This window comes from Massilia sp. HP4 (assembly GCF_005222695.1).
Classification (GTDB): domain Bacteria; phylum Pseudomonadota; class Gammaproteobacteria; order Burkholderiales; family Burkholderiaceae_D; genus Telluria.
Map to the genome: position 1 here is coordinate 412,591 of NZ_STGG01000041.1, position 24,930 is coordinate 437,520.

At 64.2% G+C, this 24,930-nt stretch carries 21 protein-coding genes and 1 tRNA gene; 2 read left to right on the forward strand and 20 right to left on the reverse strand.

Translation table 11 applies throughout. The features are described from left to right. Window positions 1-98 precede the first annotated feature (98 nt). The 9 genes from E8M83_RS15780 to E8M83_RS15820 all read right to left on the reverse strand — a co-directional run bounded on the left by E8M83_RS15780 (window position 99) and on the right by E8M83_RS15820 (window position 11,941). Window positions 99-1,751, reverse strand: a complete 1,653-nt coding sequence (locus E8M83_RS15780) for a peptide chain release factor 3 (protein ID WP_137174271.1) — start codon at window positions 1,749-1,751, stop codon at window positions 99-101. A gap of 110 nt (window positions 1,752-1,861) precedes the next feature. Continuing rightward, on the reverse strand, window positions 1,862-6,526 hold the full coding sequence (locus tag E8M83_RS15785; RefSeq protein WP_137174272.1) for a pilus assembly protein: 4,665 nt from the start codon (window positions 6,524-6,526) through the stop codon (window positions 1,862-1,864). A gap of 26 nt (window positions 6,527-6,552) precedes the next feature. Continuing rightward, on the reverse strand, window positions 6,553-7,149 hold the full coding sequence (locus E8M83_RS15790; RefSeq protein WP_137174273.1) for a hypothetical protein: 597 nt from the start codon (window positions 7,147-7,149) through the stop codon (window positions 6,553-6,555). After that, window positions 7,146-8,318 carry a PilW family protein gene (locus tag E8M83_RS15795; RefSeq protein ID WP_137174274.1) on the reverse strand — a complete coding sequence of 391 codons (1,173 nt, stop codon included), beginning with the start codon at window positions 8,316-8,318 and terminating at the stop codon, window positions 7,146-7,148. Before E8M83_RS15795 ends, E8M83_RS15790 begins: the two co-directional genes overlap by 4 nt. Further along, window positions 8,315-8,755 (reverse strand): hypothetical protein, encoded by a 441-nt coding sequence (locus E8M83_RS15800; protein WP_137174275.1) that lies wholly within the window; start codon window positions 8,753-8,755, stop codon window positions 8,315-8,317. Before E8M83_RS15800 ends, E8M83_RS15795 begins: the two co-directional genes overlap by 4 nt. Further along, window positions 8,752-9,378, reverse strand: a complete 627-nt coding sequence (locus tag E8M83_RS15805; protein ID WP_170976830.1) for a Tfp pilus assembly protein FimT/FimU — start codon at window positions 9,376-9,378, stop codon at window positions 8,752-8,754. The genes E8M83_RS15800 and E8M83_RS15805 overlap by 4 nt, the downstream gene beginning before the upstream one ends. After that, a complete protein-coding gene (locus E8M83_RS15810) occupies window positions 9,366-9,797 on the reverse strand; it encodes a type IV pilin protein (protein ID WP_137174277.1) in 432 nt (143 codons plus the stop codon). Before E8M83_RS15810 ends, E8M83_RS15805 begins: the two co-directional genes overlap by 13 nt. 118 nt (window positions 9,798-9,915) lie before the next feature. After that, window positions 9,916-11,259 carry an ATP-binding protein gene (locus tag E8M83_RS15815; protein ID WP_137174278.1) on the reverse strand — a complete coding sequence of 448 codons (1,344 nt, stop codon included), beginning with the start codon at window positions 11,257-11,259 and terminating at the stop codon, window positions 9,916-9,918. Between the two features lie 10 nt (window positions 11,260-11,269). Next, window positions 11,270-11,941, reverse strand: a complete 672-nt coding sequence (locus tag E8M83_RS15820) for a response regulator transcription factor (protein WP_137174279.1) — start codon at window positions 11,939-11,941, stop codon at window positions 11,270-11,272. Between the two features lie 291 nt (window positions 11,942-12,232). Between E8M83_RS15820 and E8M83_RS15825 the strand changes: the two genes are divergently transcribed. Then, entirely contained in the window at window positions 12,233-13,036 is an 804-nt protein-coding gene (locus E8M83_RS15825) for a Crp/Fnr family transcriptional regulator (RefSeq protein ID WP_137174280.1), read from the forward strand. On the opposite strand, the gene E8M83_RS15830 is transcribed toward E8M83_RS15825, so the two are convergent. From E8M83_RS15830 to E8M83_RS15880, 11 genes are all read right to left on the reverse strand, one after another. Next, window positions 13,017-14,534: a CHASE3 domain-containing protein gene (locus tag E8M83_RS15830; RefSeq protein WP_137174281.1), complete on the reverse strand. Its 1,518-nt coding sequence runs from the start codon at window positions 14,532-14,534 to the stop codon at window positions 13,017-13,019. The genes E8M83_RS15825 and E8M83_RS15830 overlap by 20 nt on opposite strands. Window positions 14,535-14,728: 194 nt before the next feature. Further along, window positions 14,729-15,361, reverse strand: coding sequence for a response regulator transcription factor (locus tag E8M83_RS15835; RefSeq protein WP_005667428.1), 633 nt, complete (start codon window positions 15,359-15,361; stop codon window positions 14,729-14,731). Between the two features lie 272 nt (window positions 15,362-15,633). Then, entirely contained in the window at window positions 15,634-16,041 is a 408-nt protein-coding gene (locus E8M83_RS15840) for a MerR family transcriptional regulator (RefSeq protein WP_137174282.1), read from the reverse strand. 16 nt (window positions 16,042-16,057) lie between these two features. Next, complete coding sequence (locus tag E8M83_RS15845; protein WP_137174283.1) at window positions 16,058-16,426, reverse strand: integration host factor subunit alpha; 369 nt, start codon at window positions 16,424-16,426, stop codon at window positions 16,058-16,060. Between the two features lie 142 nt (window positions 16,427-16,568). Next, window positions 16,569-19,010 carry a phenylalanine--tRNA ligase subunit beta gene (gene pheT, locus E8M83_RS15850; protein ID WP_137174284.1) on the reverse strand — a complete coding sequence of 814 codons (2,442 nt, stop codon included), beginning with the start codon at window positions 19,008-19,010 and terminating at the stop codon, window positions 16,569-16,571. 27 nt (window positions 19,011-19,037) lie between these two features. Continuing rightward, a complete protein-coding gene (gene pheS / locus E8M83_RS15855) occupies window positions 19,038-20,051 on the reverse strand; it encodes a phenylalanine--tRNA ligase subunit alpha (RefSeq protein WP_137174285.1) in 1,014 nt (337 codons plus the stop codon). Between the two features lie 131 nt (window positions 20,052-20,182). Then, entirely contained in the window at window positions 20,183-20,542 is a 360-nt protein-coding gene (rplT, locus tag E8M83_RS15860; protein WP_137174286.1) for a 50S ribosomal protein L20, read from the reverse strand. 20 nt (window positions 20,543-20,562) lie between these two features. Further along, window positions 20,563-20,763 carry a 50S ribosomal protein L35 gene (gene rpmI / locus E8M83_RS15865; RefSeq protein ID WP_005667419.1) on the reverse strand — a complete coding sequence of 67 codons (201 nt, stop codon included), beginning with the start codon at window positions 20,761-20,763 and terminating at the stop codon, window positions 20,563-20,565. Window positions 20,764-21,053: 290 nt separating this feature from the next. Continuing rightward, the gene (gene infC, locus E8M83_RS15870; RefSeq protein WP_137174287.1) at window positions 21,054-21,581 is read right to left on the reverse strand and encodes a translation initiation factor IF-3; all 528 of its coding nucleotides are present in this window, start codon (window positions 21,579-21,581) and stop codon (window positions 21,054-21,056) included. A 29-nt stretch (window positions 21,582-21,610) separates the two neighbouring features. Then, window positions 21,611-23,521, reverse strand: a complete 1,911-nt coding sequence (thrS, locus tag E8M83_RS15875) for a threonine--tRNA ligase (protein ID WP_137174288.1) — start codon at window positions 23,519-23,521, stop codon at window positions 21,611-21,613. Between the two features lie 204 nt (window positions 23,522-23,725). Next, a tRNA-Val gene (locus tag E8M83_RS15880) sits at window positions 23,726-23,802 on the reverse strand. Window positions 23,803-23,937: 135 nt separating this feature from the next. On the opposite strand from E8M83_RS15880, the gene E8M83_RS15885 reads away from it, so the two are divergent. After that, the gene (locus E8M83_RS15885) at window positions 23,938-24,861 is read left to right on the forward strand and encodes a cation diffusion facilitator family transporter (RefSeq protein ID WP_137174382.1); all 924 of its coding nucleotides are present in this window, start codon (window positions 23,938-23,940) and stop codon (window positions 24,859-24,861) included. Window positions 24,862-24,930: the final 69 nt, after the last annotated feature.

Genomic DNA, 24,930 nt, shown 5'->3' on the forward strand with positions numbered 1-24,930 from the left:
GGCGAGCCATGCAACGACGAGCAACGCAGCACACGCCAGCCAGGCGCGCCAGGAGCGACTCCCACCTACCGGGATAGGCTCTTGATGCGAGTTGGCCGTCAGGCCAGCTTGGCCGCGTGTTCGCGGGTCGCGTGGAACACCAGCTTGGGCCAGCGTTCCTGGGTCAGGCGCAGGTTGACGCCCGAGGTCGCCAGGAAGGCCATATTGCCGGCAGCATCGTAGGCGACCTGGTGGCCGAGCTGGTTCTCGAAGTCGGCCAGCGACTTTTTGTCGTCGCTCGAGATCCAGCGCGCACTGCTGATGCTGCTGCTTTCGAACACCGCGTCCACGCCATACTCGTTGAGCAGGCGGCTGGCCACGACTTCGAACTGCAGCACGCCGACCGCGCCCAGGATCAGGTCGGAGCCCAGCACCGGCTTGAACACCTGCACCGCACCCTCTTCGCCCAGCTGCTGCAAACCCTTGTGCAGCTGCTTGACCTTCAGCGGATTGCGGATCCGCACCGTGCGGAACAGGTCCGGGGCGAAGTACGGGATGCCGGTGAAGGTCAGCATCTCGCCTTCCGAGAAGCTGTCGCCGATCTGCATATTGCCGTGGTTCGGCAGGCCGATGATGTCACCGGCATAGGCTTCCTCGACCTGCTCGCGGCTCGAGGCCATGAAGGTCACCACCGACGACAGCTTGACTTCGCGGCCAAGGCGCAGGTGCTTGACCTTCATGCCCTTCTCGAAGCGTCCCGAGCATACGCGCAGGAAAGCGATGCGGTCGCGGTGGGCCGGGTCCATATTGGCCTGGATCTTGAACACGAAGCCCGAGAACTTCGGCTCGGTCGGCTCGACCGCACGCACGGTGGCGTCGCGTTCGCGCGGCGCCGGGGCCCAGTCGACCAGGGCCGACAGGATCTCGCGCACGCCGAAGTTGTTGATCGCCGAACCGAAGAACACCGGGGTCTGCACGCCCGACAGGAAGCGCTCGAGGTCGAACACATGCGAGGCGCCGTGCACCAGCTCGACTTCCATCTTGAGTTGCTCGATCTCGAGCGGGAACATCTGGGCCAGCTTCGGATTGTCGATGCCCTTGACGATCTCGAAGGCGCCGTCGGCCTTCTCTTCGCCGGCCTTGAACAGCATGATCTCGTCCTTCAGCAGGTGGTAGACCCCGCGGAAGTTCTTGCCCATGCCGATCGGCCAGGTCACCGGCGCGCATTCGATCTTGAGCACCGATTCCACTTCATCGAGCAGTTCGAGCGGATCGCGGGTCTCGCGGTCCATCTTGTTCATGAACGTCACGATCGGCGTGTCGCGCATGCGGCAGACGTCGAGCAGCTTGATGGTCTGGGCTTCGACGCCCTTGGCGGCGTCGATCACCATCAGGGCCGAGTCGACCGCGGTCAGCACGCGGTAGGTGTCCTCGGAAAAATCCTGGTGGCCCGGGGTGTCGAGCAGGTTGATCACGTGCTCGCGGAATTCGAACTGCATCACCGAGGACGCGACCGAGATGCCGCGCTGCTTCTCGATGTCCATCCAGTCCGAGGTCGCGTGGCGGCCGCTCTTGCGGCCCTTGACGGTGCCGGCCAGCTGGATCGCGCCCGAGAACAGCAGCAGCTTCTCGGTCAGCGTGGTTTTACCCGCATCGGGGTGGGAAATGATGCCAAAGGTACGGCGGCGCGCGACTTCGCGCGCGGTCGCGCCGGCCTGGCGGGGGGCGGCGACGTCGAGGTCGTCGCTGGAAATATCGGTGTCGTTGGCCATGATCGAGCCCTGTAGTCGGGCCGTCGGCGGCCCTTGTCGGAAAACCCTCGATTTTACCGTTTCCAGGCCGCGCCGTGTGAACTAACGGCGGGCCTGGAGTCTGCACGTCCTTATTCGCGCACCCTGCGCCAGCCGGTGCGGCGCGCATCCTGGGTCTTGGCCGGGGCCACCTCGGTCGTGATGGTATTGCCCTTGGCGGTGGTGGTGATCAGCTTGAGCGCACCCGACGGCAGGCGCACGATGGTGGTGCCCACCGCCGCCGCGTCGCCCGACAGCAGCACGCCGGCGATGTCGTTCGAGACCGCGGTGCCGTCGCAGACGTCCAGGAAATAAGCGTAGCTGGTGCCGCCAACCGTGCACGCGGTCGAGGACTGCGGCAGGTTGGTCACCACGGTCAGGGTGCCAGCCACGATCTTCGGATCCAGGTTGACCCGCTCGCCCTTGTTCTGGTCGAAGTCGACGAACCAGCCGCGCTGGCGGCCGAGGTCGGCGATCGTGCCCGCCACCTTGAATTGGTTCGAACGCGGCACGTCCGGCGCGTCTTCGTCATAGGGCCGGGTCTCGACCAGGGTGCGCTTGGCGTAGCTCACATCCTTGCGCCAGGCGTCGGCGTCGAAGGCGGTATCGTCGTCCTTGAGCACGTAGGCGCTCTGCAGCTTGGTATTCTGGATGTCGGGCAGGTCGAGCATGCGCCCGGTGCCGAAGGCCACCACGCGCCGGGTCGGGGAGGCGTTCCCTCCCTGTCCGCTCGAGCCGACCTGGCACATGGCGACGTCGGGCCGCGTCGTGATCGGCTGGTCGGGACCGGCGTTTGCCATCAGCACGCGCCGGACCTGCTCGCCGGTGAAGTCGAAGCGCCACATCTGGCCCTGGTTGTCGCCGCCGTAGACATAGGTGACCAGCGGATCCGTGTTCGGGTTGGCCGTGATGGCCGTGATCTTGGCCAGGCCGGAGGGCGTCGCCGTGTCGCCGCTGCCGGTGGTGAGCACGCCGTTGTCCAGCACGTCGCCGCTGCCGAGGTTGGCGATCGCCTGGCCGGTGGCGATGTCGATCACGAACAGGTAGCCCTTGCCGGTGCCCGACTGGATGTCGTCGGCGCCAGGGATATTGTTGTAGCCCGAAGTCAGGAACACCACCCAGCGCTCCTCGTCGCCCACCTTGATGGTGCCGAACTGCGGATTGCCGAAGCTGAAGCCCATGTCGGGCTGGTGGTGCACGCCGCTGCACACGGTGCTGTCGGCGCAGATTTCCCACAGGGGCTTGGGGTCGGTCGGGTCGGTGACGTCCAGCGCATAGTAGCCGCGCCCGCCCGCATTCAGGCCGGCGACCAGCACGGTGCGCCATTCGCCGTTGATCTTGACGTCGGCCAGCTCGGGCGAACCGTCAGTGCTGAACTGGTGGCTCGATGCGTAGTTGATGCTGGCCTGCTTGTACAGCTTCTTCATCGTGATGCGCGGCACGTAGCCCCACAATTCCCCGCCCTTCGCGGCGTCGAACGCGTGCAGCATGCCATCGTTGGCGGCGATGAAGACGACCGGGTCCCGGCTGGCATTGTCGGCGCGGAAGGCCGCATAGTCTTCGCTGCCGTAAGCCTTGCGCGGCTCGCGCAGGTAGGCCGGCTTGGAGGAGGCGATATCGCCCATGATTTCCAGTTGCGGACCATTCGGGCCGATATCGTCGCCCGGCTCGGTGGTGGTATAGGCGCGCAGCAGCACGTTGTTGGCGTGCTGCTGCTGGCCGCGCAGCCAGTTGACGATGTTCCTGCCATCGTTCACGATGGCGCGCTGGTCGCCCGGCAGGCGGGCGCACTGCGGCAGGCCGCCGCATTTGTCCGAGAACCAGGCCTGGTCGGCGCCCAGCAGGTCGTAGTCGAAATTGGTGCGCGCGCCGGTAGACGGGTTGCGCCACCAGATGGTGCGGCTGTCCGACGCCGCGCTCACCCGCTGGCCGAGGGTCCACGAGGTCTTCCAGTCGGCGTCACGGGTGACTTCGCCGGTCGTGGTGTTGATCGTGCGCTTGCTCAGGTTGCCCGTCCAGCGCACGGTGGTGAAGGTGGCCGAGAAGATGTCACGGTCCTCCTGGGCCACGTTCGGGGTCGAGGTGGCGGCTGCCGCGGCGGCCCCGGTGTCGACCTGGATGTCGTTCAGTACCTTGTTCAGGCTGTCTGCGACCTGCAGCGAATCGGAAGCCGGGAAGTACTTGCCGCCGCCATTGATGGCGGCATGCCACAGGTCGTCCACCCGCGATTGCAGCGCGGTCGACAGGTCGGTGGTGCCGGTATCCGGATCCGGCCAGATGTAGGGGCCGTCATTGTTCCACGGGCAGCCTGTCTGGCCGTTGATCAGCTTGAAGAAGTCGCCGCCGGCCTTGGGCGTGGTGTCGTAGTTCGGGTCATAGGTCATGAGTCCGTCCACGCCCAGCCCCAGCGCATAGGTCCGCATGTGCAGGTGGGTATTGCCGGTGCCGCGCACGAGGCCCGTCGTCGAGATGTCGTCGATGTCGGGCCGCAGCGAGACCGTGCCCGTGCTCGAACCGCCGTTATACCAGTACAGGGCGATGTCGGCCAGCGAAGGCAGGGTCTGGTTTCGGGTATCGACGCAGCCTTTCCCGACGGTGCAGAAACGCGCCGCATTCTCGCGATTGTCGTTGCTGGTCACCGTTTCCGCGTATTGAGCCGGCGAATTCCAGCCCGCCGGCTTCACCTGGGTTTTCGGACTGTTGCCGTTCCAGTAGCCGTCGGTGGTGACGAAGGTGAAGTTCTGCTGACAGGCGTACTCGATTACTTCCGACCCGGCCTCCTGGCGGTAGGGGGCCTGGTTGGCGAACATCTTGCCGATCGCATGCAGCGCCAGGCGCACCGGGGTGCCGCCCGAGCTGTTCATGCCGTACAGCGCCGCGTACCAGTCGATCCGGGCCTGGCCCGTGAACGGCTGCGGACGGCTCATCGTGCCCTCGGCGGCGGCCGCCTGCAGGCCCACCAGGCCCACCTTGTAGGCCTCGCCGAGCGGCTGGAACGCCAGGCCGACGGCGCTCTTCATCATCTGGTTGCGCGTCTTGTAGTAGGCGTACCAGTTGGCGAAGTTGGTCATCTCTTCGGCGTAGGTGCAGGTATCGCCCTCGCAATCGCTGCGCTGGACCGATTTCGGATAGCTGTCGCGCGCCGGCACGATGTCGGTGCGGACGAACACGCCCGTATCGAAGCCCGAGACCGAGGTCGGCGCGCCGTCGCTGGTCGCCGGCGCGCCGCCCCAGCTCAGGCTGGCCGGGTTGTCGACCCTGGTGTAGCTCAGGTTGGCGCCGGCCATGCTCAGCGGCGCGACCAGGCACACCATCGAACTGTTGGCCGTCGCACACTGCGGGGTGACGTCGTTCGGGCCCACGTACGCCTTGATCGTGCCGCGGTTGCCGATCGCGCCGGCGATCTGCGACGCCACCTGCGATGCGCTGTAGTTCTGGCCGAAGCGCAGCGAATCGATCAGCAGGGTAGTGCCCAGTCTCAGGCCGACCAGGCGGCTGCGGCTGCTCTCCTTGTTGCTGTTGGCGGCGCGCCCGCCGACCTGCAGCAGCGCGGTGGCCGCGGTGCCGGAATCGACGATGATCTCGTCGCCGGTGCGTTCACCCTCCTTGACCGCGACGCAGTTGTTCTTGTTGGTGACGTTGCGGCCGCAGCTGATCGGAATCACGGCCAGCATCTCGCTCGACGCCAGCGTGATATCGAAGTCGCTGCAGGCGCGTACTACGCCGCTGGCCGTGGCGACGCAGGCGGTGAAGGGGCGGCTGGAAACCGCCCTGTTGACGATCGAGGCCGCCAGCGCGGTGGCCAGCGCGGTGCGATTGTCGGCGCTATTGGTGCCGTTCGAGGCCGTGGCCGCGTCCCTGGTGATGGTCTGCTCGCCGGACACGCCAACCGCGCGCACGCCCGTTATCTTGACGGCGTGGGTGGCGCCCGAGTCGTTGATGGTGATGGTCGAGTACCAGTTGGCCGAGCGATTCGGATCGCCATAGCGCGGGTACTTGAAGGCGCCGACATACTTGGCCTGGCACGTGGTCAGGGCCGTGCTGTTGCACCAGCGAACCGGCGCTGCGATCGGATTATCCTTCGGCGCCGGGGCATTGACCGCCGTGCTCACGCAGGTCTTGAGCGTGTCGTCGGTACAGTATTCAGCGACGTTGATCGTGTAGTAATAAGGATTGCCGGTGATCTGCTCGGCGCTGTCGTAGGTCAGGGTCGGATAGGCGTAGCCGCCGATGTTGCGGCGGCACACGTCGTCGTCGTCGCACCACTGCAGGTCGGGATAGCCGGTGACGAGGTTGGTCGTGTTCTCGTTTGCGTTGCGCATATTGCGCTTGTCGGTGCCGAAGCCGTCGGTGGTCACGGACGTCCAGTTCTCGGTCTCGCGCGCCGTCTGGCTCGGATACGAGGTCTGGTCGGCCCTGGCCGGCGGCTGGTAGCGCACCTTCGGGTCGTAGTACTGGCGGTTGAACACCGACGCCGCATACGGCGGGTCGCCGATCACGCATCCGCGCGGGTTGCGCGCGGCCAGGGTCGTGCCGGCGCGGCAGGTGGTGTTGTCGTCGACGTAGTCGGGCGTGTGGTTCCAGGCCATCGAGCCGGAATCATCATACAGCAGCATCAGGTTCGGCTTGACGGTGCCGCTGCCGGTAATGCTCATCAGAGGCAGGGACGCGAGACTGGTCGGGCCGGCGCTGGCCGGGCTCGGGGCCAGCGCCATGACCAGGGTCATCGCCAGCGTGGCAAGGAGGGGAAGATTCATGCGCATTCCATTCATACGAGCCGGCGTCAGGCGCCGATCAGGACAGCCATCTGGTTGATCACGTTACCGCCGCGCGCGCCGTCGATGCGGGCCGTGATCACGTAGTGAATCTGGGGCGAGCTGGCATAGGCCGGCGCGTCCGAGGCCAGGCTTTCGCCGATCGCCACCCGGTTGCCGATCTTGACGGTGTTGGCGGAGGTCAGCAGGCATCGCTGGCCTGTGCTGCTGAAGCCGCCGGCGTCGCTGCACATGCGATGGATCACGTAGCGGATCCGGTTGCCGTCCGGGTCCTGGACCAACCTGCTGTCGGCCCAAAAATTCTCGTCGTTCGGCGTCAGCGTGGTATCGAAGTTGGCGTGATAGCCCTGGCCGGCGTCATCCGCATTCAGGCTGCCCTTGGCGGTGGACGCCGTGTCGCTCAGCCACTGGAAGCCCGTATGCAGGCCGAAGTCGACCGCCCGGCTCAGGGTGGCGTCATAGGCGAGGTTCGAAGCCGCCAGGGTCGCCGAATTGCTGGACCGGAGCAGATAGATACTGGTCACCAGCATCACCAGCAGCATGATCAGCATGACGGGCAAGGCAGACCCGCCCTGCCGGCGGCGCGATGGACGTGGATGGATCATGCGGTGGGCCTCCAGCCGGTGTTACGCATCGGGACGATGGTTTCGAACGTGCGGTAGCGATAGCAGCGCCAGTCGACCGGGTCGTCCTTGACCCGCACGTCGAGTTCCACCTCGACCGGGTCGACGCCCTGCGGCTGCTCGCTGCCGAATACCTTGATGACGGCCGGCTGCGCGGTGCACACACCGTCGGTGCCGGGACGCTCGGGCGTCTTCGCGCGCGCCACCACGGCGATGCGCAGCGCGGCGATGCGCTGGTAGTCGCCCGCACCGCCCTCGATGCCGTCGCCATCGGCGTCGACCATCGCGGACGACCATCCGCCGACCTGCATGCCGCGTTCCGGATCGAAGTCGGCGGCGCCGCGCATGTCGAAGCCATACTGCGCCTTGAGCGACACGATGTTGTCGGCCACCGCGTGCGCGGCCCCGCCATTGGCGCCCAGGTTGGTGGCGCGCAGGCGCAGCACTCCGCTCTCGACCAGCCAGGTGTGGAACGACAGGCCCGACTCGCGCCCGAGGTTGAAGATGCGGCTCGCGCTGCCATCGAAATTGCGTCCCATGGCGCCCGTGTTGTAGCGATGGCGGATATCGCCGATCCCCAGCGCCGGCGAGGCGCCCTGCACCGTCAGGGCCGCAACCTGGGCCAGCGCGCACTGGCCTTCGCCATTCTCGGGCGCGACCACGATCACGTCGCCGACCGCGAAACCGTACAGGTCGCGGTCGACCACGAGCTGGTTGCCGCCAATGTAGTTGGTGAGCAGGCGCGTGGTGCCGGTGCCGCCCGGCGCGCTGCCGGCATACATGGTCAGCTGGTCGGGCTTGCCGTCCGCGCCGGGTACGATGACGGCGCCGGTCAGCGGCGTCACGTCCGCGTCATCGCGCTTGGCGATTGCGAGTTCGTAGCCCTTGCTGTCCTTGAAAATGGTGTCGCAGCCGTTCAGGATCGGATCGTTCAGGCCATAGCCGGCCTGCTCGGCGTCGCCGCTGATCGAGAACATCGCCATCATCCCATTCTGCATCGAGTCCGAGCCGCCCAGGGCGCCGCGCTTGCTGGTTTCGGAATCGGTCATGATGCGGGTGGCGAACAGCACCGCCAGCAGGCCGATCACGATGCTGACCATCAGCTCGACGAGGGAGAAACCCGCCGCGCGCCGGGTAGGCACGATCCTCATGTCGACCTCGCCAGGTAGGTGACGATGCGGTGCGTGTTCTGCTGCGACTCTTCGCTGCGGCGCCAGCCGATGACGATCACGACGGCGGTGCGCTCGGTGTCGGCGGCCGGCGTGACCATGATCTCGACCGCGGCATTCGGCAGGCGGTCGGCCAGCGCAGCGTGCCATTCCTCGACCCTCTCGCCGGGCTCGTCGTCCTCGGCCAGCGCGTAGTCGTCAAGATTGTCCAGGTCGGTGCTCATCACGCCGATCAATTCGTTGGCGGCGATGGTCGCCTCGGAACGCATTGCCGCCTCGGACAGCGCGGCCTGGGAATTGACCTGCAAGGCCAGCGTGCCAACCAGGCCGATCCCCAGCAGCACGACAGCAATCAGGGCCTCCAGCATCGCGACGCCGCGCTGGGCCTGGCGGATGGGAGAGAATCGTCGGATCATCATGGGCACCTGCGCGAGTCGGCTGCGCCCGCATCGGGATTGCAGGTCACTACCGCGCCGGCCAGTGTCAGCACCACGGCGGTCGGGGTGAACGCGCCCTCGGCGTCGGCGCTGCCGGGACCGAGGTCCAGGCGCATCAGCGCGGGCTTGGCGCCGTCGACCCAACCGAGCTCGGTGAAATACACCGACCTGGCCTCGTCGTCGGGCGTGACGCTCAGGGCCGAGGCGCGCGGCAGCGCCACGGCGCTGCGAAATACCGAGCTGGTCTCGACGTCGCCGTCGGCCGGCTTCTCGGCCGGTTCATCGACCGTCGACCAGCGCTCGCTGCCGGCCGCGCAGCCATCGTCCGGCACCGGGAAGCAGACATCGACCTGCCAGTCCAGCTGGCCGCTCTCTTCGTTCTCGGTGAATACCAGGCGGCTGCGGCTGTTGTTGGCCAGCGCCTGGGCACGCGCTGTCCTGAAGCCCTCGGCGTAGAACTCGGCCGCGCCAGTGGCCGTGGTGGCGCCCAGCCAGCCGCGCATGCTCGGGATGCCGACCGCCAGCATGATGCCGAGGATTGCCACCACGACCATCGCCTCGAGCGCCGTGAAGCCGCGCTGGCTGGATGCGCCTACTGGGTGCATGAGCCGTCCTTGCGGTCGACCCAGCATTCGTCGCTGGTCTCCCAGCCGTCCGGCGCCTCGGTCGTGGCCCGCTTGCCGGCCTGGTCGATCGTGTACACGAAGCCGGCGGCGGCGTCCTTGCCGGTGGCGACCAGGGTATAGGTCGAAACGGTCGGCTCGTCCAGGCTATAGTCGAAATTGTGGCCGGAATCGGGCATCAGGCTGGCGCCTTCCTTGTCGAACTCCTCGTAGCTGCGATGGTTGGTCCAGAACTGTTCCAGCTTGTTCTGGGTCGAAGCCAGCACGCCGTGCGCCTCGACCAGGCGCGCGCGCATCACATAGCTATTGTAGGAAGGCACGGCGATCGCGCTGAGGATGCCGACGATCGCTACTACGATCATGAGCTCGACGAGCGTGAAGCCGGACTGGCGCTGCTGCATGGATTCTCCCGAGTGGCGGACTCCGCCGATAATGTTGCCTCGAGGAATGATATCCCAAGAACCTGTCATTTCCCTGAGGGAATGCTGACAAAGTCCTGACAGCGACGCAAATACGACGCTAGGCGGCGTCGGATCTGGCCAGGATGGCAGGGAAACGCACCGTGACCCGGGTGCCGCCGCCGTTGGCGTCGTCCAACACCACCGTGGCGCCATGCGCCAGCGCGATATCTCGCACGATCGCCAGGCCCAGGCCGCTGCCCGTCGTCTTGTCGTCCAGCCGCACGAAGCGCTCGAACACGGCCGCGCGCCGCGCGGGCGGAATGCCCGCGCCGGAATCCTCGACCGTGAACAGCACGTTATCGCCATCGTGAGCGCAGCCGACCGTCACCCTCCCCCCGGGCGGCGTATAGCGCAGCGCATTGTCGACCAGGTTGTCGACCAGGTCGCGCAGCTGGAACGCGTCGCCATCGACCGGCGCCGGCGCCAGCTCGAAGCCGAGGTCGATGTCCTTCGCCGCCGCTTGTTCGACGAACAGCTGGATCGTCCCGGCAACCAGTTGCGCCAGGTCGAGCGGCGCGTGCTGCGCAAGCTGCCGTCCTTCCCTGGCGCGCGCCAGCGCCAGCAGCTGGTTGACCTGGCGGATCATGCGCTCGTTGGCGAGCTCCATCATGCCGAGCGCACGCCCGGTCTCCAGGTCGCCGGCATGGCGCGCGCGCAGCCATTCGAGCTGCAGCTGCATGCCGGCCAGGGGGGTGCGCAGCTGATGGGCCATATCGGCGAGAAAATCACGCTGGGCCCGGGCGCCGGCCTCGACCTTGTCGAGCAATTCATTGAAGCCTGCCACCACCGGCGCGATCTCGTACGGCACGCTGGCCTGCGGAATCGGCGCCAGGTCGCCCGGTTCGCGCGCCGCCAGCTCGGCGCGGATGCGCGCCAGCGGCCGCAAGCCATTGCCGACCGAGAGCCAGACCACGCCGACCAGGGTCAAGGTGACCAGCGCCACCAGCACCACCAGCGAACGCACGATGGCCGAACGCACTTCGAGCCGCTGGCGCACGGTGCGCGCCACGCCCAGGTGACGCACGCCCTCGGGCGTGTTGACGGCCAGCGCCACCACCCTTACCGGCTCGCCGTCGATGTCGGCGTCATACGGCGCACCGCCCAAGCGCAGTGCGGGAAAGCCGGCGGCGCCAGCCAGGTGCTGGCCGCGTACATCGCGCACCACGAACCAGCTGCGGTCTGCGCCGGCGACCGGCGCAGCAGGCGCCGCCGGCGGCAGCTGCGGCATGGCGCCGCCGACGAGGCGGCCGGCCAGGCTGTTGGCGGTCTCGCCCAGGCTGCCGTCGAAGGCGACCTGGGCCGGCGTCCAGGCCAGGGCCACCACCAGGGCGGCCAGCACCAGGTTGACCAGCAGGATCGGCCCCAGCAGCCACTTGAGCAGGCGCAGCCGGATGCTGCTCATGCAGCGGGCATCATGTGGCCGCTTCCAGCAGGTAGCCGAAGCCGCGGATGGTGCGGATCGCCACGCCCGAGCCGTCCAGTTTCAGGCGCAGGCGCGACACATACACCTCGACCGCGTTCTGGGTAACGTCCTCGCCCCAGGGCAGGATGGCATCGATGATCTGCTGCTTGGACACCACCCGCCCGGCTTGCTGCAGCAGGTATTCGAGCACGCCCCACTCGCGTACCGACAACTCGATGGGACTGCCGGCGACACGGGCGCGGCGGGTATCCCGGTCCAGGCTCAGGCCGGCGAGCGTCAGGCTGGTCGACGGCGGCGCATGGCGCCGCGCCAGGGCCCGGATGCGGGCCACGAGTTCGGCGGTGGCAAAGGGCTTGACCAGGTAGTCGTCGGCGCCGGTTTCCAGGCCGCGCACCCGGTCCTCGACCGCATCGCGCGCTGTCAGCAGCAAGACCGGCGTGGCCGCGCCGCGCCCGCGCAGGCGGCGCACCACCTCGAAGCCGTCGATGCCGGGCAGGCCGATGTCGAGCACCGCGACCTCGATCCCGGGCACTTGCAGGGCGGCGTCGGCCGCCAGCCCGTCGGCTGCCTGAGTGACTGTCATGTCCTGCGCCTGCAGGGCGCGCAGCAGGCCGTCGGCCAGCACCGCATCGTCTTCCACCAGCAATACCCGCAGCCCCATATCCGTTCTTTCGCCCCAGCGTGATGACGCGCGCCTCATGGTCGCGCCAGCGAATTATGCGGCATCTCGGCGTTCTTCAACGAAACTTTGCGGTGGAAGGTGCGCCAGCGCACTGTCTTCTCTAGTAGGACTGGGCTGACACGACATCATGCTTGGAACCTACATAGGGGCGGAGACTCGTCTTATGTGCGGCAACAGACGGTAGCTTTAAAGTACACACATCGCGATGAGGCAAGAATGACAAGCCTCCCAGATCGCCCCCGACGCATGATAGACATAAGAGGACATAAGATGAACAACACTCAGTTTGGTGGTCTCACCCAAAAAGCCAAGAACCAGATCCCTGCCACGAGTGAGGCAACGAAGTCCGCGTCGAAACCGATCGTGAGCTACAGCGGCACCCAGCAGAACGAATTGCTGGCAGCCCTGCCGCGCACCGACCTGGAAGACATGTTCGACCACCTTGAACTGGTCCCGATGCCGTTCGGTAAAGAATTGTTCGAGTATGGCAGCAAACTGGAATACGTGTATTTTCCAACGACTGCAATCGTGTCGCTGCTGTACGTGATGGAAGATGGCGCCACCACCGAGATCGCGGTGGTCGGCCATGAAGGCGCGGTCGGCGTGTCGCTGTTCATGGGCGAGCGCGCTACCTGCAGCGCCGTGGTGCAGAGCGCCGGCTACGGCTACCGCCTCAAGACCCAGTACCTGCGCGACGCCTTCAACCGCGGCGGCGCCCTGCCCCAGCTCCTGATGCGCTACACCAATGCGCTGTTCGCCCAGATGGCCCAGAACGCCGTCGGCGGCCGCCACAGCTCGATCGAACAGAAACTGTGCCGCTGGCTGCTCGACCGCCTCGACCGCTCGGCCAGCAACGAACTGAAAGTGACGCAAGAGCTGATCTCGATCATGCTCGGCGTGCGCCGCGAAAGCATCACCGCCGCCGCCGGCAAGCTGCAGGACGAAGGCCTGATCCAGTACCGCCGCGGCAATATCACGGTGCTGGACCGCGCCGGCCTCGAAGAGTACGCGGGCGAATGCTACAAGGTCGCCAAGTCGGAATACGACCGCCTGCTCATGGATGTGGCGCGTTAAGATGACGCACCGGATCTGCCCTGGCCTCCAGCAGGCCAGGCGGATCTTGCAGTGCCGGCGCCTGGCTGGCACGTGACAGCGCCGGCGCCTGTGCTGGCGCTTCTTCATTGCCCCCTGGGGCCGCCGCCGGGATCATGGCGCGCACGCAAGTTCCTACCCCATTCACTCCCCGCTCCACCACCAGTGTTCCGCCCAGCAGCAAGGCGCGTTCGCGCATGCCTAATAAACCGTGCGATTTCGAGCGCGCCATGGCGTCGTCGGGAATGCCGATGCCATCGTCCGTGATTTCCAGGCCCCAACCGTCGGGCTCGCGCGTGAGGTTGACGATCACGGTACGCGCCTTGGCATATTTGGCGATATTGTTCAACGCCTCTTGCGTGATGCGGAATAGCGCGATCGCCTGCATCGGGCCGGCGGCATCGGCCTTGGCATCGATCAGCGCATCGCAGTCGAGGGCCGTGACCCGGGCATAGTCGGCGCAATAGCTTTGCAGCGCGGCCGACAAGCCCATATTGTCGAGCAGGCTGGGTCGCAGGTTTTCGATGATGCGGCGTTTCAGTTGTACCGTATCGACCAGGGTCCGCCGTGCGCGCACCAACTTGGAGGCAAGCTCCGGGTGGCTCGCGCGCAGGTGTTCGGTGACGGTGGACATATCCATGCCGATTGCCGTCAGGTTGGCGCCCATCTCGTCGTGCAGCTCACGCGCCAGGCGCGATTTCTCTTCTTCCGACACACGGATCAGGTGGCGCGACAGCACCGACAACTGCGCCGTGCGCTCGGCCACGATTTCCTCGAGCCCGTCGTTGGTGCGCTGCAAGGCGCGCTCGGCCAGCAGGCGCGAACGGAAGGCGCGCTTGATCAGTTTGTAGAACAACAGCAAGACAATGATGGCGGCGGCATTGATGCCCACGCCAAACAGCGCCGCATGGCGGTATTGCTGGTAGAACGCCGCGGTGCGGGTGGTCAGCAACTCGTTCTGCTCACGCGTCATGATCACGACCTGCAGGCGGATCTCGTCCATTTGGGCGCGATCGTCGGGCGAGGCGGCGATCGCGACGATATCGTTCAGCCCTCCCTGGCGATAGACCTCGAGCGACTGGTGCAGCAAGCCGAGTTTCTTTTCCACGAGCGTACGCAGCTGCTGCAGGTTCTTGGTCTGCGACGGGCTGTCGTCCAGCAAGGCGCCCAGCGCATGCAGTTGCTTGTCGATCTGCTGTGGCGCGCCGCGCAAGGGTCCGAGGTAGACCTCATCGCCCGACAGGAAATAGCCGCGCAAGCTGCTCTCGGCATCGGTGACGAGCAAGTTCAGGTATTGCAACTCGTCGGAGACCAGGGCCGTTTGCGCCTGCAGCGTATTCGCCGCGCGCAAATCGTCCAGGTTACGCACCAGGAATATTCCGTTGACGACCAGCAGCACCACGCACACCAGGCACAGCAGCGTCTTGTGGAGGGGGAGACTACGGATCGATTTCTCGTCCGCAGCGGTTGAAAAGTACATCCAGGCTTCCTTTCGCGCAAGGAATGTGGCCCTTCATTATAGGCGTACAGACGCAATGTTGCACCGCGAAATGCCCGGACGTAACTATTTGTTGCATTTGGAGTTGGGCCGAGCCAACATCGCTTGCCGATGTGAAAACGCACCCTCTTCGGGCGCGTTGTCAGAATAATCCTGTCGAAAAATCAGTGCAAGGCTTAGTCGAGCAGATTGTTCTTCATGGCGTAATAGGTCAGGTCGGAATTCGACTGCAGGCCCATTTTTTCCATGATGCGGGTGCGGTAGGTAGATACCGTCTTGATCGACAGCGACAGGGCATTGCCGATGTCGGACACGGTGGCCCCTTTTGCCAGGCGCAGGAAGACCTGGAACTCGCGGTCGGACAGTTCGGTGTGCAACGCCGTGTTCGGGTCGCGGTCGAAACTCTGGGCCAGCAATTCGCCCACTGTCGAGCTCACATAGCGGCGCCCCTGGTAGACGGTGCGCACGGCGGTTTTGAGTTCGTCGGCCTCGCACTCCTTGTTCAGGTAGCCGTTGGCGCCCATCTTGAACAGGTTGAGCGCATATTGCTGCGCCGGGTAGCCGGACAGGATCAGCACCGGCAGATTGGGCTGGCCCTGGCGGATGGTGCGCAGGATGTCGATGCCGCTCTGGTCGGGCATCGCGATATCCAGCAGCAACACGTCGCAGATCTCGCGGCGCGCGATATCGAGGGCCTCGCGGCCGGTGGCGCCTTCGGCAACGACTTCGAAATCGCCCGAGGACGAGAAAATCTGCTTGAATCCTGCTCTAACTATCTGGTGATCGTCACAAATGGCAACGCGTATCATTGTCTTCCCTTAAATTTTCCTTGCGCAGGAAAGTGCCGGGTCTGTGCTGCCCGGTTTACATGCGTTAGATTCAGCATATGCGCGGGTGACATTTTAACACTCCGGGGCCCGCGTTCAACAGGGTGCACGAATGCTTGAGTAATCGTTGGCAGCCGATGACGGCAACTGAACCGGAGACGACCCGCCGAGGCAAGAATCCAGGCCTCGGCGCGCAACAGTATACGCTCACGCCAGGCCCTGTTGGCGACGGACGGCAAGACCAGGCGTAAGGCTTACGCCGGCCGCGATCCGTTCTTGAGCAGGTCGAGAATGTCGAGCAGATCGGCGCGCAGTTTGTCGCCGTCGATCGCTGGCGTACTGTCGGGCAGGTCTGGCTCGCCATGCGCGATCGTCGCGCTGGCGGCGCGGTGATCGAGGCGGTTGCGTGCGCCGCTGATGGTGAAGCCCTGCTCGTACAGCAGCTCGCGGATGCGCCGGATCAGCAGTACTTCGTGGTGCTGATAGTATCGGCGGTTTCCACGACGTTTGACCGGCTTAAGCTGAGTAAATTCCTGCTCCCAGTAGCGCAGGACGTGAGGTTTGACCCCGCACAATTCACTGACTTCGCCGATCGTGAAATAACGCTTGGCCGGAATCGGCGGCAGCACGTTCGGTTCGATCTTGTTCAGTCGGTCATTCATCGCTTATCGGGTGTCCTCAGGCTGCACGCGCCAGGGAACCCGCAGGCGAACTGCCGGGCGTGGTCTCTTCGACCATTCCCTTGAGTTTCTGGCTGGCGTGGAAGGTCACGACGCGGCGCGCCGTGATGGGGATTTCTTCCCCCGTTTTCGGATTGCGGCCGGGCCGCTGGGGCTTGTCGCGCAACTGGAAATTGCCGAAGCCGGACAGCTTGACCGCCTCGCCGCGCTCGAGCGCATTGCGGATTTCGTCGAAAAAGGTTTCGACCATGTCCTTGGCTTCGCGCTTGTTCAGGCCGACCTGCTCGAACAACAGCTCGGCCAGCTCGGCCTTGGTCAAGGTCGGCAATGACTGTTCAGCTTCCTTGCGTACCCGCGCCACGTGCATGGCGCGATCCAGGTCGGCGGCCAGCGCCTCTTGGAAGACGGCGGAATCAACGTCGTTGTTGTTAATTTTGAAGCCCTGCCTTCAAGTCAAACGATGTTTCGGAAATGGACAGCGAACAAGCTCGCACCTGTTCGCCCGGTCCTTACGCGCGCAGGCGCGCGCTCAGTTTTGTCGCAGCCGAGTCAAGCACCGCTGCCATGATGGCATCGACCGCTTCGTCTTGCAGCGTCGATTGAGTATCTTGCAAGCTAAAGCGGAAAGCAAGACTTTTTTCATCCGTCTCCAGGCCCTTGCCGCGATATTCATCAAACAAAACAACGGCTTGCACGATCTTGCCTGCCGGATTTACGGCGATTTCGGCGTGGAACGCATCGATCACCAGCTGGGCCGGCACGTCCTGTTTCACCACCAGCGCCAGGTCGCGCGTAGCGCCCGGGAACTTCGAAATCTCGGTGTAGGACGGTACTTGACGCTCGCGCAAGGCTTCGGCATCGACTTCGAATAGCACCGGTGCTTGCGGCAGATCATACTTTTGCAGCCAGCGCGGATGCAGTTCGCCGATCAGGCCGATCTGCTTGCCGTCCAGCTCCACCGTGGCGCAACGGCCCGGGTGCAGCGCCGGGTGTTCGGCCTTGGTGAAACGTAGCTGGCGTGGCGCGAACAGCGCTTCGAGGTCGGCCTTGACGTCGAAGAAATCGACGGCGCGGGTGGGCTGGCCCCACTGCTCGTCCGCCGCCGGACCGTAGGCGATCGCGGCCACGCGCTTCGGCTGTTCGTAGCCGGCCACGGCCAACGGGCCATCCTGGACGGCGGCATTACGCATGAACACGGCGCCGACTTCGAAGGCACGCACGCGGCCCGCCTTGCGATTGATGTTGTAGCGCACATTGGCGACCAGGCTGCCGATCAGCGATGAACGCATCACGGAGAGCTGGCTGGCGATCGGATTCTGCAGGCGGATCGGAGCATCATTGCCAGCGAAATCCTGCTCCCAGGCGCTTTCGACGAAGCTCATATTGACCACTTCCTGGTAACCCAGGTCGGCCAGCTGATGGCGGATCGCGAACAGCGAGCGGGTGTCTTCCGGCGCGATCAGCATGCTGCTGGCCGCCACCGGCGGATTGGCCGGGATGTTCTCGAAGCCATACACGCGCGCGACTTCCTCGATCAGGTCTTCCTCGATCTCGATGTCGAAGCGGTACGACGGCGCCGTGACCAGGAACTTGCCGGATTCCCCTTGAGAATCCTCACGCACGAATTCGAGCTGCAGGCGGGTGAAGATGTCGGCGATGACGTCATCGTTCAACGGCACGCCGATGACTTTCTGGGCGCGCGCGGTGCGCAATTGCACTGGCTTGCGTTGCGGCAGGTTGACGACCTGGTCGTCGACCGGGCCCACGAGGGTGTCGCCGGTGCCGCAGATCTCGACGATCAGCGCGGTGATGCGCTCGATATGGTCGGGAATGGTCGCATAGTCGACGCCGCGCTCGAAGCGGTGCGCCGCATCGGTCGAGAAGTTATAGCGACGGGCACGGCCCTGGATCGCGTTCGGCCACCAGAACGCCGCTTCCAGGTAGATATCGGTCGTGTCCAGCGACACGGCGGTCGAGTCGCCGCCCATGATACCGGCCAGCGATTCGATGTCTTTCTCGTCGGCGATGACGCCGACCCACTCATCGATCTCGACGGTATTGCCGTTCAAGAGCTTGAGGGACTCACCCTTCTTGCCCCAACGCACGTCGAGCGAACCGTGGATCCTGGCCAGGTCGAACACATGCGATGGACGGCCGACTTCGAGCATCACATAGTTGGAGATGTCGACCAGGGCCGACACCGAGCGCTGGCCGCTGCGTTCCAGGCGGCGCTTCATCCACTCCGGCGTGGCGGCGCGCGCGTTCAGGCCGCGGATCACGCGGCCGGCGAAACGGCCGCACAGGTCGGGCGCCGACACCTTGACCGCCAGGATCTCGTCGCTGGTAACTGGCACCGCGCGGGTCGGGGCGAGGGTCAGCGGCGAACCGGTGAGCGCGGACACCTCACGCGCCACGCCCAGCACCGACAGGCAATCGGCCTTGTTCGGGGTCAGCTTGATGGTGAATTTCAGGTCGTTCAGGCCCAGGTAATCGCGGATATTCTGGCCGACCGGGGCGTCTTGAGGCAATTCCATCAGGCCGCTGGTCTCTTCCGAGATACCCAATTCCCTGGCCGAGCACATCATGCCCTGCGACTCGACGCCGCGCAGCTTGCCGACCTTGATCTCGAACGGCTTGCCGTCGGCGCCCGGCGGCAGCAGCGCGCCGGCCTTGGCGCAGATCGCCTTCATGCCGGCGCGCACATTCGGGGCGCCGCACACGATGTTGAGCAAGGTGCCGGTGCCGGCATCGACCTGGCACACGTTCAGGCGGTCGGCGTTCGGGTGTTTCGCCACTTCGACGACGTGCGCGACCACCACGTTCGAAAATGGTGGCGCGACAGCCTCGACCTCTTCCACTTCGAGGCCGGACATGGTCAGCAGATGGGACAGCTCATCCGAGCTCATCTTCGGATCGACGATGGAACGGAGCCAGTTTTCTGAAAATTGCATATTCTTTTGCCTTCGCGTCGGTATCTTTTAGTTGAACTGCTTCAGGAAACGCAGGTCGCCTTCATAGAACAGGCGCAAGTCGTTGATTCCATAACGCAGCATCGTCAGGCGCTCGAGGCCGGAGCCGAACGCGAAGCCGATGAACTTTTCCGGATCCAGCCCAAAGTTGCGTACCACCGTCGGATGCACCTGGCCGGCGCCCGACACCTCGAGCCAGCGGCCCTTCAGTGGTCCGCTGCCGAAGGCGATATCGATCTCGGCCGACGGCTCGGTGAACGGGAAATACGAAGGACGGAACCTGACTTGCAGGTCGTCGGTCTCGAAGAAGGCCTTGACGAAGTTCAGGTACACGCCCTTGAGGTCGGCAAAACTGATGTCTTCGCCGATCCACAGGCCCTCGACCTGGTGGAACATCGGCGAGTGGGTGGCGTCGCTGTCGACGCGGTAGGTGCGGCCCGGCGCGATCACCTTGATCGGCGGCGTATGCGTGCGCGCATAGCGCACCTGCATCGGGCTGGTATGGGTGCGCAGCAGCAGCGGCTTGCCGGTGCTGTCATTGCCCTCGATATAGAACGTGTCTTGCATCGAACGCGCGGGATGGTTCTCGGGGCTGTTCAGTGCGGTGAAGTTGGTCCAGTCGGTCTCGATCTCCGGGCCGTCGGCCACGTCGAAACCGATCGAGCGGAAGATCTCTTCAACCCGTTCCCAGGTGCGCATCACCGGGTGGATGCCGCCTTTCGAGCGGCCGCGGCCCGGCAGGGTCACGTCGATGCTCTCGGCGGACAGGCGCAGCATCAGCTGTGCGTCGGCCAGCGCATCGCGGCGGGCGGTCAAGGCCTGTTCGATTTGTTCTTTGGCGGCATTGATCAGGGCGCCCTGCGCCTTGCGCTGCTCTGGGTCGAGCTTGCCGAGCCCCTTCATGAGGTCGGTCACCTGGCCGGTCTTGCCCAGGTACTTGGCTTTCGCATTTTCGAGCGCGGCGGCATCCATGCTGGCCGCGAAGTCGGCCCTGGCCGCGACGACGAGTTGTTCCAAGTTCATGCTTGTTCTTTTCCTGTTTTTCGTTGGCGGGAGACGCCAGAATCAAAAACGGGGCACAGGTGTGAACCTTGCCCCGCTTCTAGTGCGCCATGCTACTACTAGCATGGCACTGACTTGCTAGCAGACTGAAATTAAGCAGCCAGCTTGGCCTTGACGGCGCTGACGATTGCGGCGAATGCCGGCTTGTCATGCACAGCCATGTCGGCCAGGACTTTACGGTCCAGTTCAATCGCGGACTTTTTCAGGCCGTTCATGAAGGCGCTGTAGGTCATGCCGTGCGAACGCGAAGCCGCGTTGATACGGGTGATCCACAGTGCACGGAAGACGCGCTTCTTGTTGCGGCGATCGCGGTAGGCATACTGGCCAGCGCGCATGACTGCTTGCTTGGCAACACGGTATACCTTGCTGCGGCGACCACGGTAGCCTTTGGCAAGGTCAAGAACTTTCTTGTGACGGGCACGTGCAGTAACCCCACGTTTTACTCGAGGCATATTCGCTCCTTAGTGTGAGATTAAACAGCAGATGGCATCATGCGGTAGACGCTGGTCACGTCCGACGCATTGATGTTACGGGTGCCGCGCAGCTGGCGCTTGTTCTTGGTGGTCTTCTTGGTCAGGATGTGACGCTTGAAGGCCATGCCCGATTTGACGGTACCGCCCGGACGCACGCGAAAACGTTTCTTCGCGGAGCTCTTGGTTTTCATTTTTGGCATAGTCATCTGTCCTCGCGGACAGCCTCATATGGGACAGGATTGCAGGTGGCAGCAACGCTGCTCTTGGATGCCTACTTTCACTTGTCTTGCAGCAGAAGCGAGTCTGCTACAACCTGTCTCTAAAAACAGGAATCGCAGATTGTAGCACAGGTTTTGGCGGAATAGGATGGTCGCCGGCAACTCATCCGGCAGCACACCGGCCGCGAGGCATGGACGCGCGAAAGCCGGGCCGCAGAAAGCGCTTTCGCCCTCTCCACGGACCCGGCCGCGTACCCCGCTCGCGCGAGGAATTACTTCTTCTTCTTGGGTCCGACGACCATCACCATCTGGCGGCCTTCGAGCTTGGGGAACTGCTCGACCACGCCAACGGCTTCGAGGTCCCCGCGCAGACGCTCGAGCATGCGCAGGCCGATATCCTGGTGCGCCATTTCGCGGCCACGGAAGCGCAGTGTGATCTTGGTCTTGTCGCCCTCTTCCAGGAACTTGATGAGATTGCGCAGCTTGATGCTGTAGTCGCCTTCATCGGTGCCCGGACGGAACTTGACTTCCTTGACCTGGATGATCTTCTGCTTGAGCTTGGCCTCGTGGGCCTTCTTCTGCTCGGAATACTTGAACTTGCCGTAGTCCATCAAGCGGCAAACCGGAGGGACCGCATTTGGCGCGATCTCAACCAGGTCGACGTTCTTTTCTTCGGCCAGACGGAACGCTTCGGCCAGGGTCACGATGCCCAGCGGCTCGTTGTCCACACCGTTCAAACGCATTTCCGGATGGGTGATCTCGCCATTGATGCGATTCTGCTTGTCAGTAGCTATGTCTATTCCTTTGAATGTATTGGTATTGGCCGGGATTATTTCGTCTTGGCGGCAACTTCACCAACCAGACGCTCCACGAGCGCATCGACGGGCATCACACCCAGATCGACATTGCCGCGGGCTCGCACAGCCACTGTGTTCGCGTCCTTTTCCTTATCCCCAACAACGAGGATATAAGGCAGCTTTTGGACGGAATGTTCGCGTATTTTATAGGTGATCTTCTCGTTCCGCAAATCAGCGTGAACGCGCAGGCCCGCAGCGCGCAGCTTTGCCTCTACCTGCTTGACGTAATCGGCCTGTGCATCCGAAATATTCAAGACTGCAACTTGCACTGGCGCAAGCCAAAGGGGCAGTGCGCCGGCGTAGTTCTCGATCAGGATGCCGATGAAGCGCTCCATCGAGCCCACGATCGCACGGTGCAGCATCACCGGCACTTTGCGGGTATTGTCTTCTGCGACATATTCGGAACCGAGGCGGCCCGGCATCGAGAAGTCGACCTGCACCGTGCCCACCTGCCATGGACGGCCGAGGCTATCCTTCAGGTGGTACTCGATCTTCGGGCCATAGAAGGCGCCCTCGCCCGGCAGCTCGGTCCACTCCACGCCGCAGGCGCGCAGCGCCGAACGCAGCGACTCCTCGGCCTGGTCCCAGACGTCGTCGGAACCGATACGGCTATCCGGACGCAGGGCCAGCTTGACGTCGATATTGGTGAAGCCGAAATCGTCGTACACGCCCATCGCCTGGGCGTGGAACTGCGTCACTTCGCGCTCGACCTGCTCTTCGGTACAGAAGATGTGGCCATCGTCCTGGGTGAAGCCGCGCACGCGCATCAGGCCGTGCAGCGCGCCGGAAGGCTCGTTGCGGTGGCACTGGCCGAATTCGCCGAAGCGCAGTGGCAGCTCGCGGTAGGAACGCATGCCCGAGTTATAGATCTGCACGTGGCCCGGGCAGTTCATCGGTTTCAGCGCATACGAACGGTTTTCCGATTCGGTCGTGAACATATTGTCACGGTAGTTTTCCCAGTGACCGGTCTTTTCCCACAGGGTGCGATCCAGGATCTGCGGCGCCTTGACTTCGCTGTAGCCGGCGACCTGGTACTTGTGGCGCATATACTGCTCCACCTGCTGCCAGACGGTCCAGCCCTTCGGATGCCAGAACACCAGGCCCGGCGCTTCCTCCTGGAAGTGGAACAGGTCGAGTTGCTTGCCGAGTTTGCGGTGATCGCGCTTCTCGGCTTCTTCCAGCATGTGCAGGTATTGCTCCTGATCTTCTTTCTTGGTCCAGGCAGTGCCGTAGACACGCTGCAGCATCTCGTTCTTCGAGTCGCCGCGCCAGTAGGCGCCGGCCAGCTTCATCAGCTTGAAGACCTTGATCTTGCCGGTCGACGGCACGTGCGGGCCGCGGCACAGGTCGGTGAATTTGCCTTCGCTGTACAGCGAGACGTCTTCATTGGCCGGGATCGAGGCGATGATCTCTGCCTTGTACGCTTCGCCGATCGACTTGAAGTATTCCACGGCTTCGTCGCGCGGCAGTACCTTGCGGGTGACCGGCTCGTCCTTCTTGGCCAGCTCGGTCATTTTCTTTTCGATCGCGGCCAGGTCGTCCGGGGTGAACGGGCGCTTGTACGAGAAGTCATAGTAGAAACCATTCTCGATGACCGGGCCGATGGTGACCTGGGCTTCCGGGAACAATTCCTTGACCGCATAGGCGAGCAAGTGGGCGGCCGAGTGACGGATCACGTCCAGGCCTTCGGGGTCGCGGTCGGTCACGATCGCCAGGTCCGCATCGCTCTCGATCAGATGCGAGGTATCGACCACCTTGCCATTGACCTTGCCGGCCAGGGCCGCCTTGGCCAGGCTCGGGGCAATACTCTGCGCTACCTGGGCCACCGTCACGGGGCCGTCGAATTGACGGCTGGAGCCATCGGGAAGTCGAACGTTCAGCATGCTGCTCTCCATTGGCGCTCGCGCCGGTGAAAATAAACAAAAAGACAATAAAGATTTAAAAGACGAAAAAAAACGCGGCACTAGCCGCGTTTTTCGTTGTGTTGAGCAAAAGCACACCCCTTCGCGTCTAGCGATTCCCCCACAACCAGGTTGTAGTTCGCGGTGTCATAACCGTGAGTGCCTTTCTCGCTCTTACCTATGTACTGGTGGGCGGTGCAGAATTCGAATCTGCGACCCCTTGGATGTCGACCAAGTATTCTAACCAGCTGAACTAACCGCCCGATGCCGCCATTATAGGGACCGCGTGACGGAACCGCAACCCTCGCACGGAAATAGTTGCCGTAGGGCCCGCCCACTGCTCTCTCGTGCCGGATGCTTTACACTTCGGCATTGCACTTATGTTTACCGTGAACACGATGAATTACAAGCCGCTCGACCCTTCCCACCTGCACGCGCACCTGGACGGCGACGCGCGCCATTCGCATTCGATCGAAGCGCGCAGCCAGAAGGCGCTGGCGGTGGCCCTCGGCCTGACCCTGTTGTTCGCCGTGGTCGAGGTCATCACCGGCTTCATTTCCAACTCGCTGGCGCTGATCTCGGACGCCGGCCACATGGTCACCGACGCCGCCGCCCTCGGCCTGGCCCTGCTGGCCCAGCTGATCGCCAAGCGGCCGCCATCGGCCCGCCATTCCTTCGGCTTCGTGCGCGCCGAGGCGCTGGCCGCCTTCGTCAACTGCCTGGCGATGCTGGGGCTGGTGGCATGGATCGGCTACGAAGCGATCCAGCGCCTGCTCCATCCGGAGCACGTGCAAGGCGGCATCGTGCTGGTGGTCGCGGCGCTGGGCGCCTCGATCAACCTGCTGGTGGCCTGGATTCTTTCGCGCAATAACGACAGCATCAATACCCGCGCCGCCCTGGTCAATGTCATGGGCGACCTGCTCGGCTCGCTGGCGGCGATCGCTTCCGGCGCCATCATCTATGTCACCGGCTGGGTCCAGGCCGACCCGATCCTGTCGATCTTCGTGGCGCTATTGATCCTGCGCTCGACCAGCGGCATCCTGCGCGAGTCCTACCACTTCCTGATGGAGGGCGTGCCGCATGCGATCGACTACGTGCAGGTCGGCGCCGACATGGCCGCCGTCGACGGCGTCCTGGCCGTGCACGATATGCATGTATGGGATATGTCGCCCGGCCACCCCGCCCTGATCGGCCACATCGAGATCCGCAGCCTGGAAGAGTGGCCGCCGGTGCTCGAGGCCGTGCGCGCCATGCTGCGCGAACGCCATGGGATCGATCACGTGACCCTGCAGCCAGAGGCGGCGGGAGGCAAGTCACTCTGAGCCAACCTGTGTAAGCCGATGCCGACCCGGCATGCAGGCGCGCGCCGATAGCCCCGCCGTGCGCGGCCC

What these genes read in the sequence shown, in the direction of transcription:
- E8M83_RS15780 (WP_137174271.1), bottom strand. Translation starts at nt 1,751, where the DNA reads ATGGCCAACGACACCGATATTTCCAGCGACGACCTCGACGTCGCCGCC.
- E8M83_RS15785 (WP_137174272.1), bottom strand. Translation starts at nt 6,526, where the DNA reads ATGAATCTTCCCCTCCTTGCCACGCTGGCGATGACCCTGGTCATGGCG.
- E8M83_RS15790 (WP_137174273.1), bottom strand. Translation starts at nt 7,149, where the DNA reads ATGATCCATCCACGTCCATCGCGCCGCCGGCAGGGCGGGTCTGCCTTG.
- E8M83_RS15795 (WP_137174274.1), bottom strand. Translation starts at nt 8,318, where the DNA reads ATGAGGATCGTGCCTACCCGGCGCGCGGCGGGTTTCTCCCTCGTCGAG.
- E8M83_RS15800 (WP_137174275.1), bottom strand. Translation starts at nt 8,755, where the DNA reads ATGATGATCCGACGATTCTCTCCCATCCGCCAGGCCCAGCGCGGCGTC.
- E8M83_RS15805 (WP_170976830.1), bottom strand. Translation starts at nt 9,378, where the DNA reads ATGCACCCAGTAGGCGCATCCAGCCAGCGCGGCTTCACGGCGCTCGAG.
- E8M83_RS15810 (WP_137174277.1), bottom strand. Translation starts at nt 9,797, where the DNA reads ATGCAGCAGCGCCAGTCCGGCTTCACGCTCGTCGAGCTCATGATCGTA.
- E8M83_RS15815 (WP_137174278.1), bottom strand. Translation starts at nt 11,259, where the DNA reads ATGAGCAGCATCCGGCTGCGCCTGCTCAAGTGGCTGCTGGGGCCGATC.
- E8M83_RS15820 (WP_137174279.1), bottom strand. Translation starts at nt 11,941, where the DNA reads ATGGGGCTGCGGGTATTGCTGGTGGAAGACGATGCGGTGCTGGCCGAC.
- E8M83_RS15825 (WP_137174280.1), top strand. Translation starts at nt 12,233, where the DNA reads ATGAACAACACTCAGTTTGGTGGTCTCACCCAAAAAGCCAAGAACCAG.
- E8M83_RS15830 (WP_137174281.1), bottom strand. Translation starts at nt 14,534, where the DNA reads ATGTACTTTTCAACCGCTGCGGACGAGAAATCGATCCGTAGTCTCCCC.
- E8M83_RS15835 (WP_005667428.1), bottom strand. Translation starts at nt 15,361, where the DNA reads ATGATACGCGTTGCCATTTGTGACGATCACCAGATAGTTAGAGCAGGA.
- E8M83_RS15840 (WP_137174282.1), bottom strand. Translation starts at nt 16,041, where the DNA reads ATGAATGACCGACTGAACAAGATCGAACCGAACGTGCTGCCGCCGATT.
- E8M83_RS15845 (WP_137174283.1), bottom strand. Translation starts at nt 16,426, where the DNA reads ATGCACGTGGCGCGGGTACGCAAGGAAGCTGAACAGTCATTGCCGACC.
- pheT (WP_137174284.1), bottom strand. Translation starts at nt 19,010, where the DNA reads ATGCAATTTTCAGAAAACTGGCTCCGTTCCATCGTCGATCCGAAGATG.
- pheS (WP_137174285.1), bottom strand. Translation starts at nt 20,051, where the DNA reads ATGAACTTGGAACAACTCGTCGTCGCGGCCAGGGCCGACTTCGCGGCC.
- rplT (WP_137174286.1), bottom strand. Translation starts at nt 20,542, where the DNA reads ATGCCTCGAGTAAAACGTGGGGTTACTGCACGTGCCCGTCACAAGAAA.
- rpmI (WP_005667419.1), bottom strand. Translation starts at nt 20,763, where the DNA reads ATGCCAAAAATGAAAACCAAGAGCTCCGCGAAGAAACGTTTTCGCGTG.
- thrS (WP_137174288.1), bottom strand. Translation starts at nt 23,521, where the DNA reads ATGCTGAACGTTCGACTTCCCGATGGCTCCAGCCGTCAATTCGACGGC.
- E8M83_RS15885 (WP_137174382.1), top strand. Translation starts at nt 23,938, where the DNA reads ATGAATTACAAGCCGCTCGACCCTTCCCACCTGCACGCGCACCTGGAC.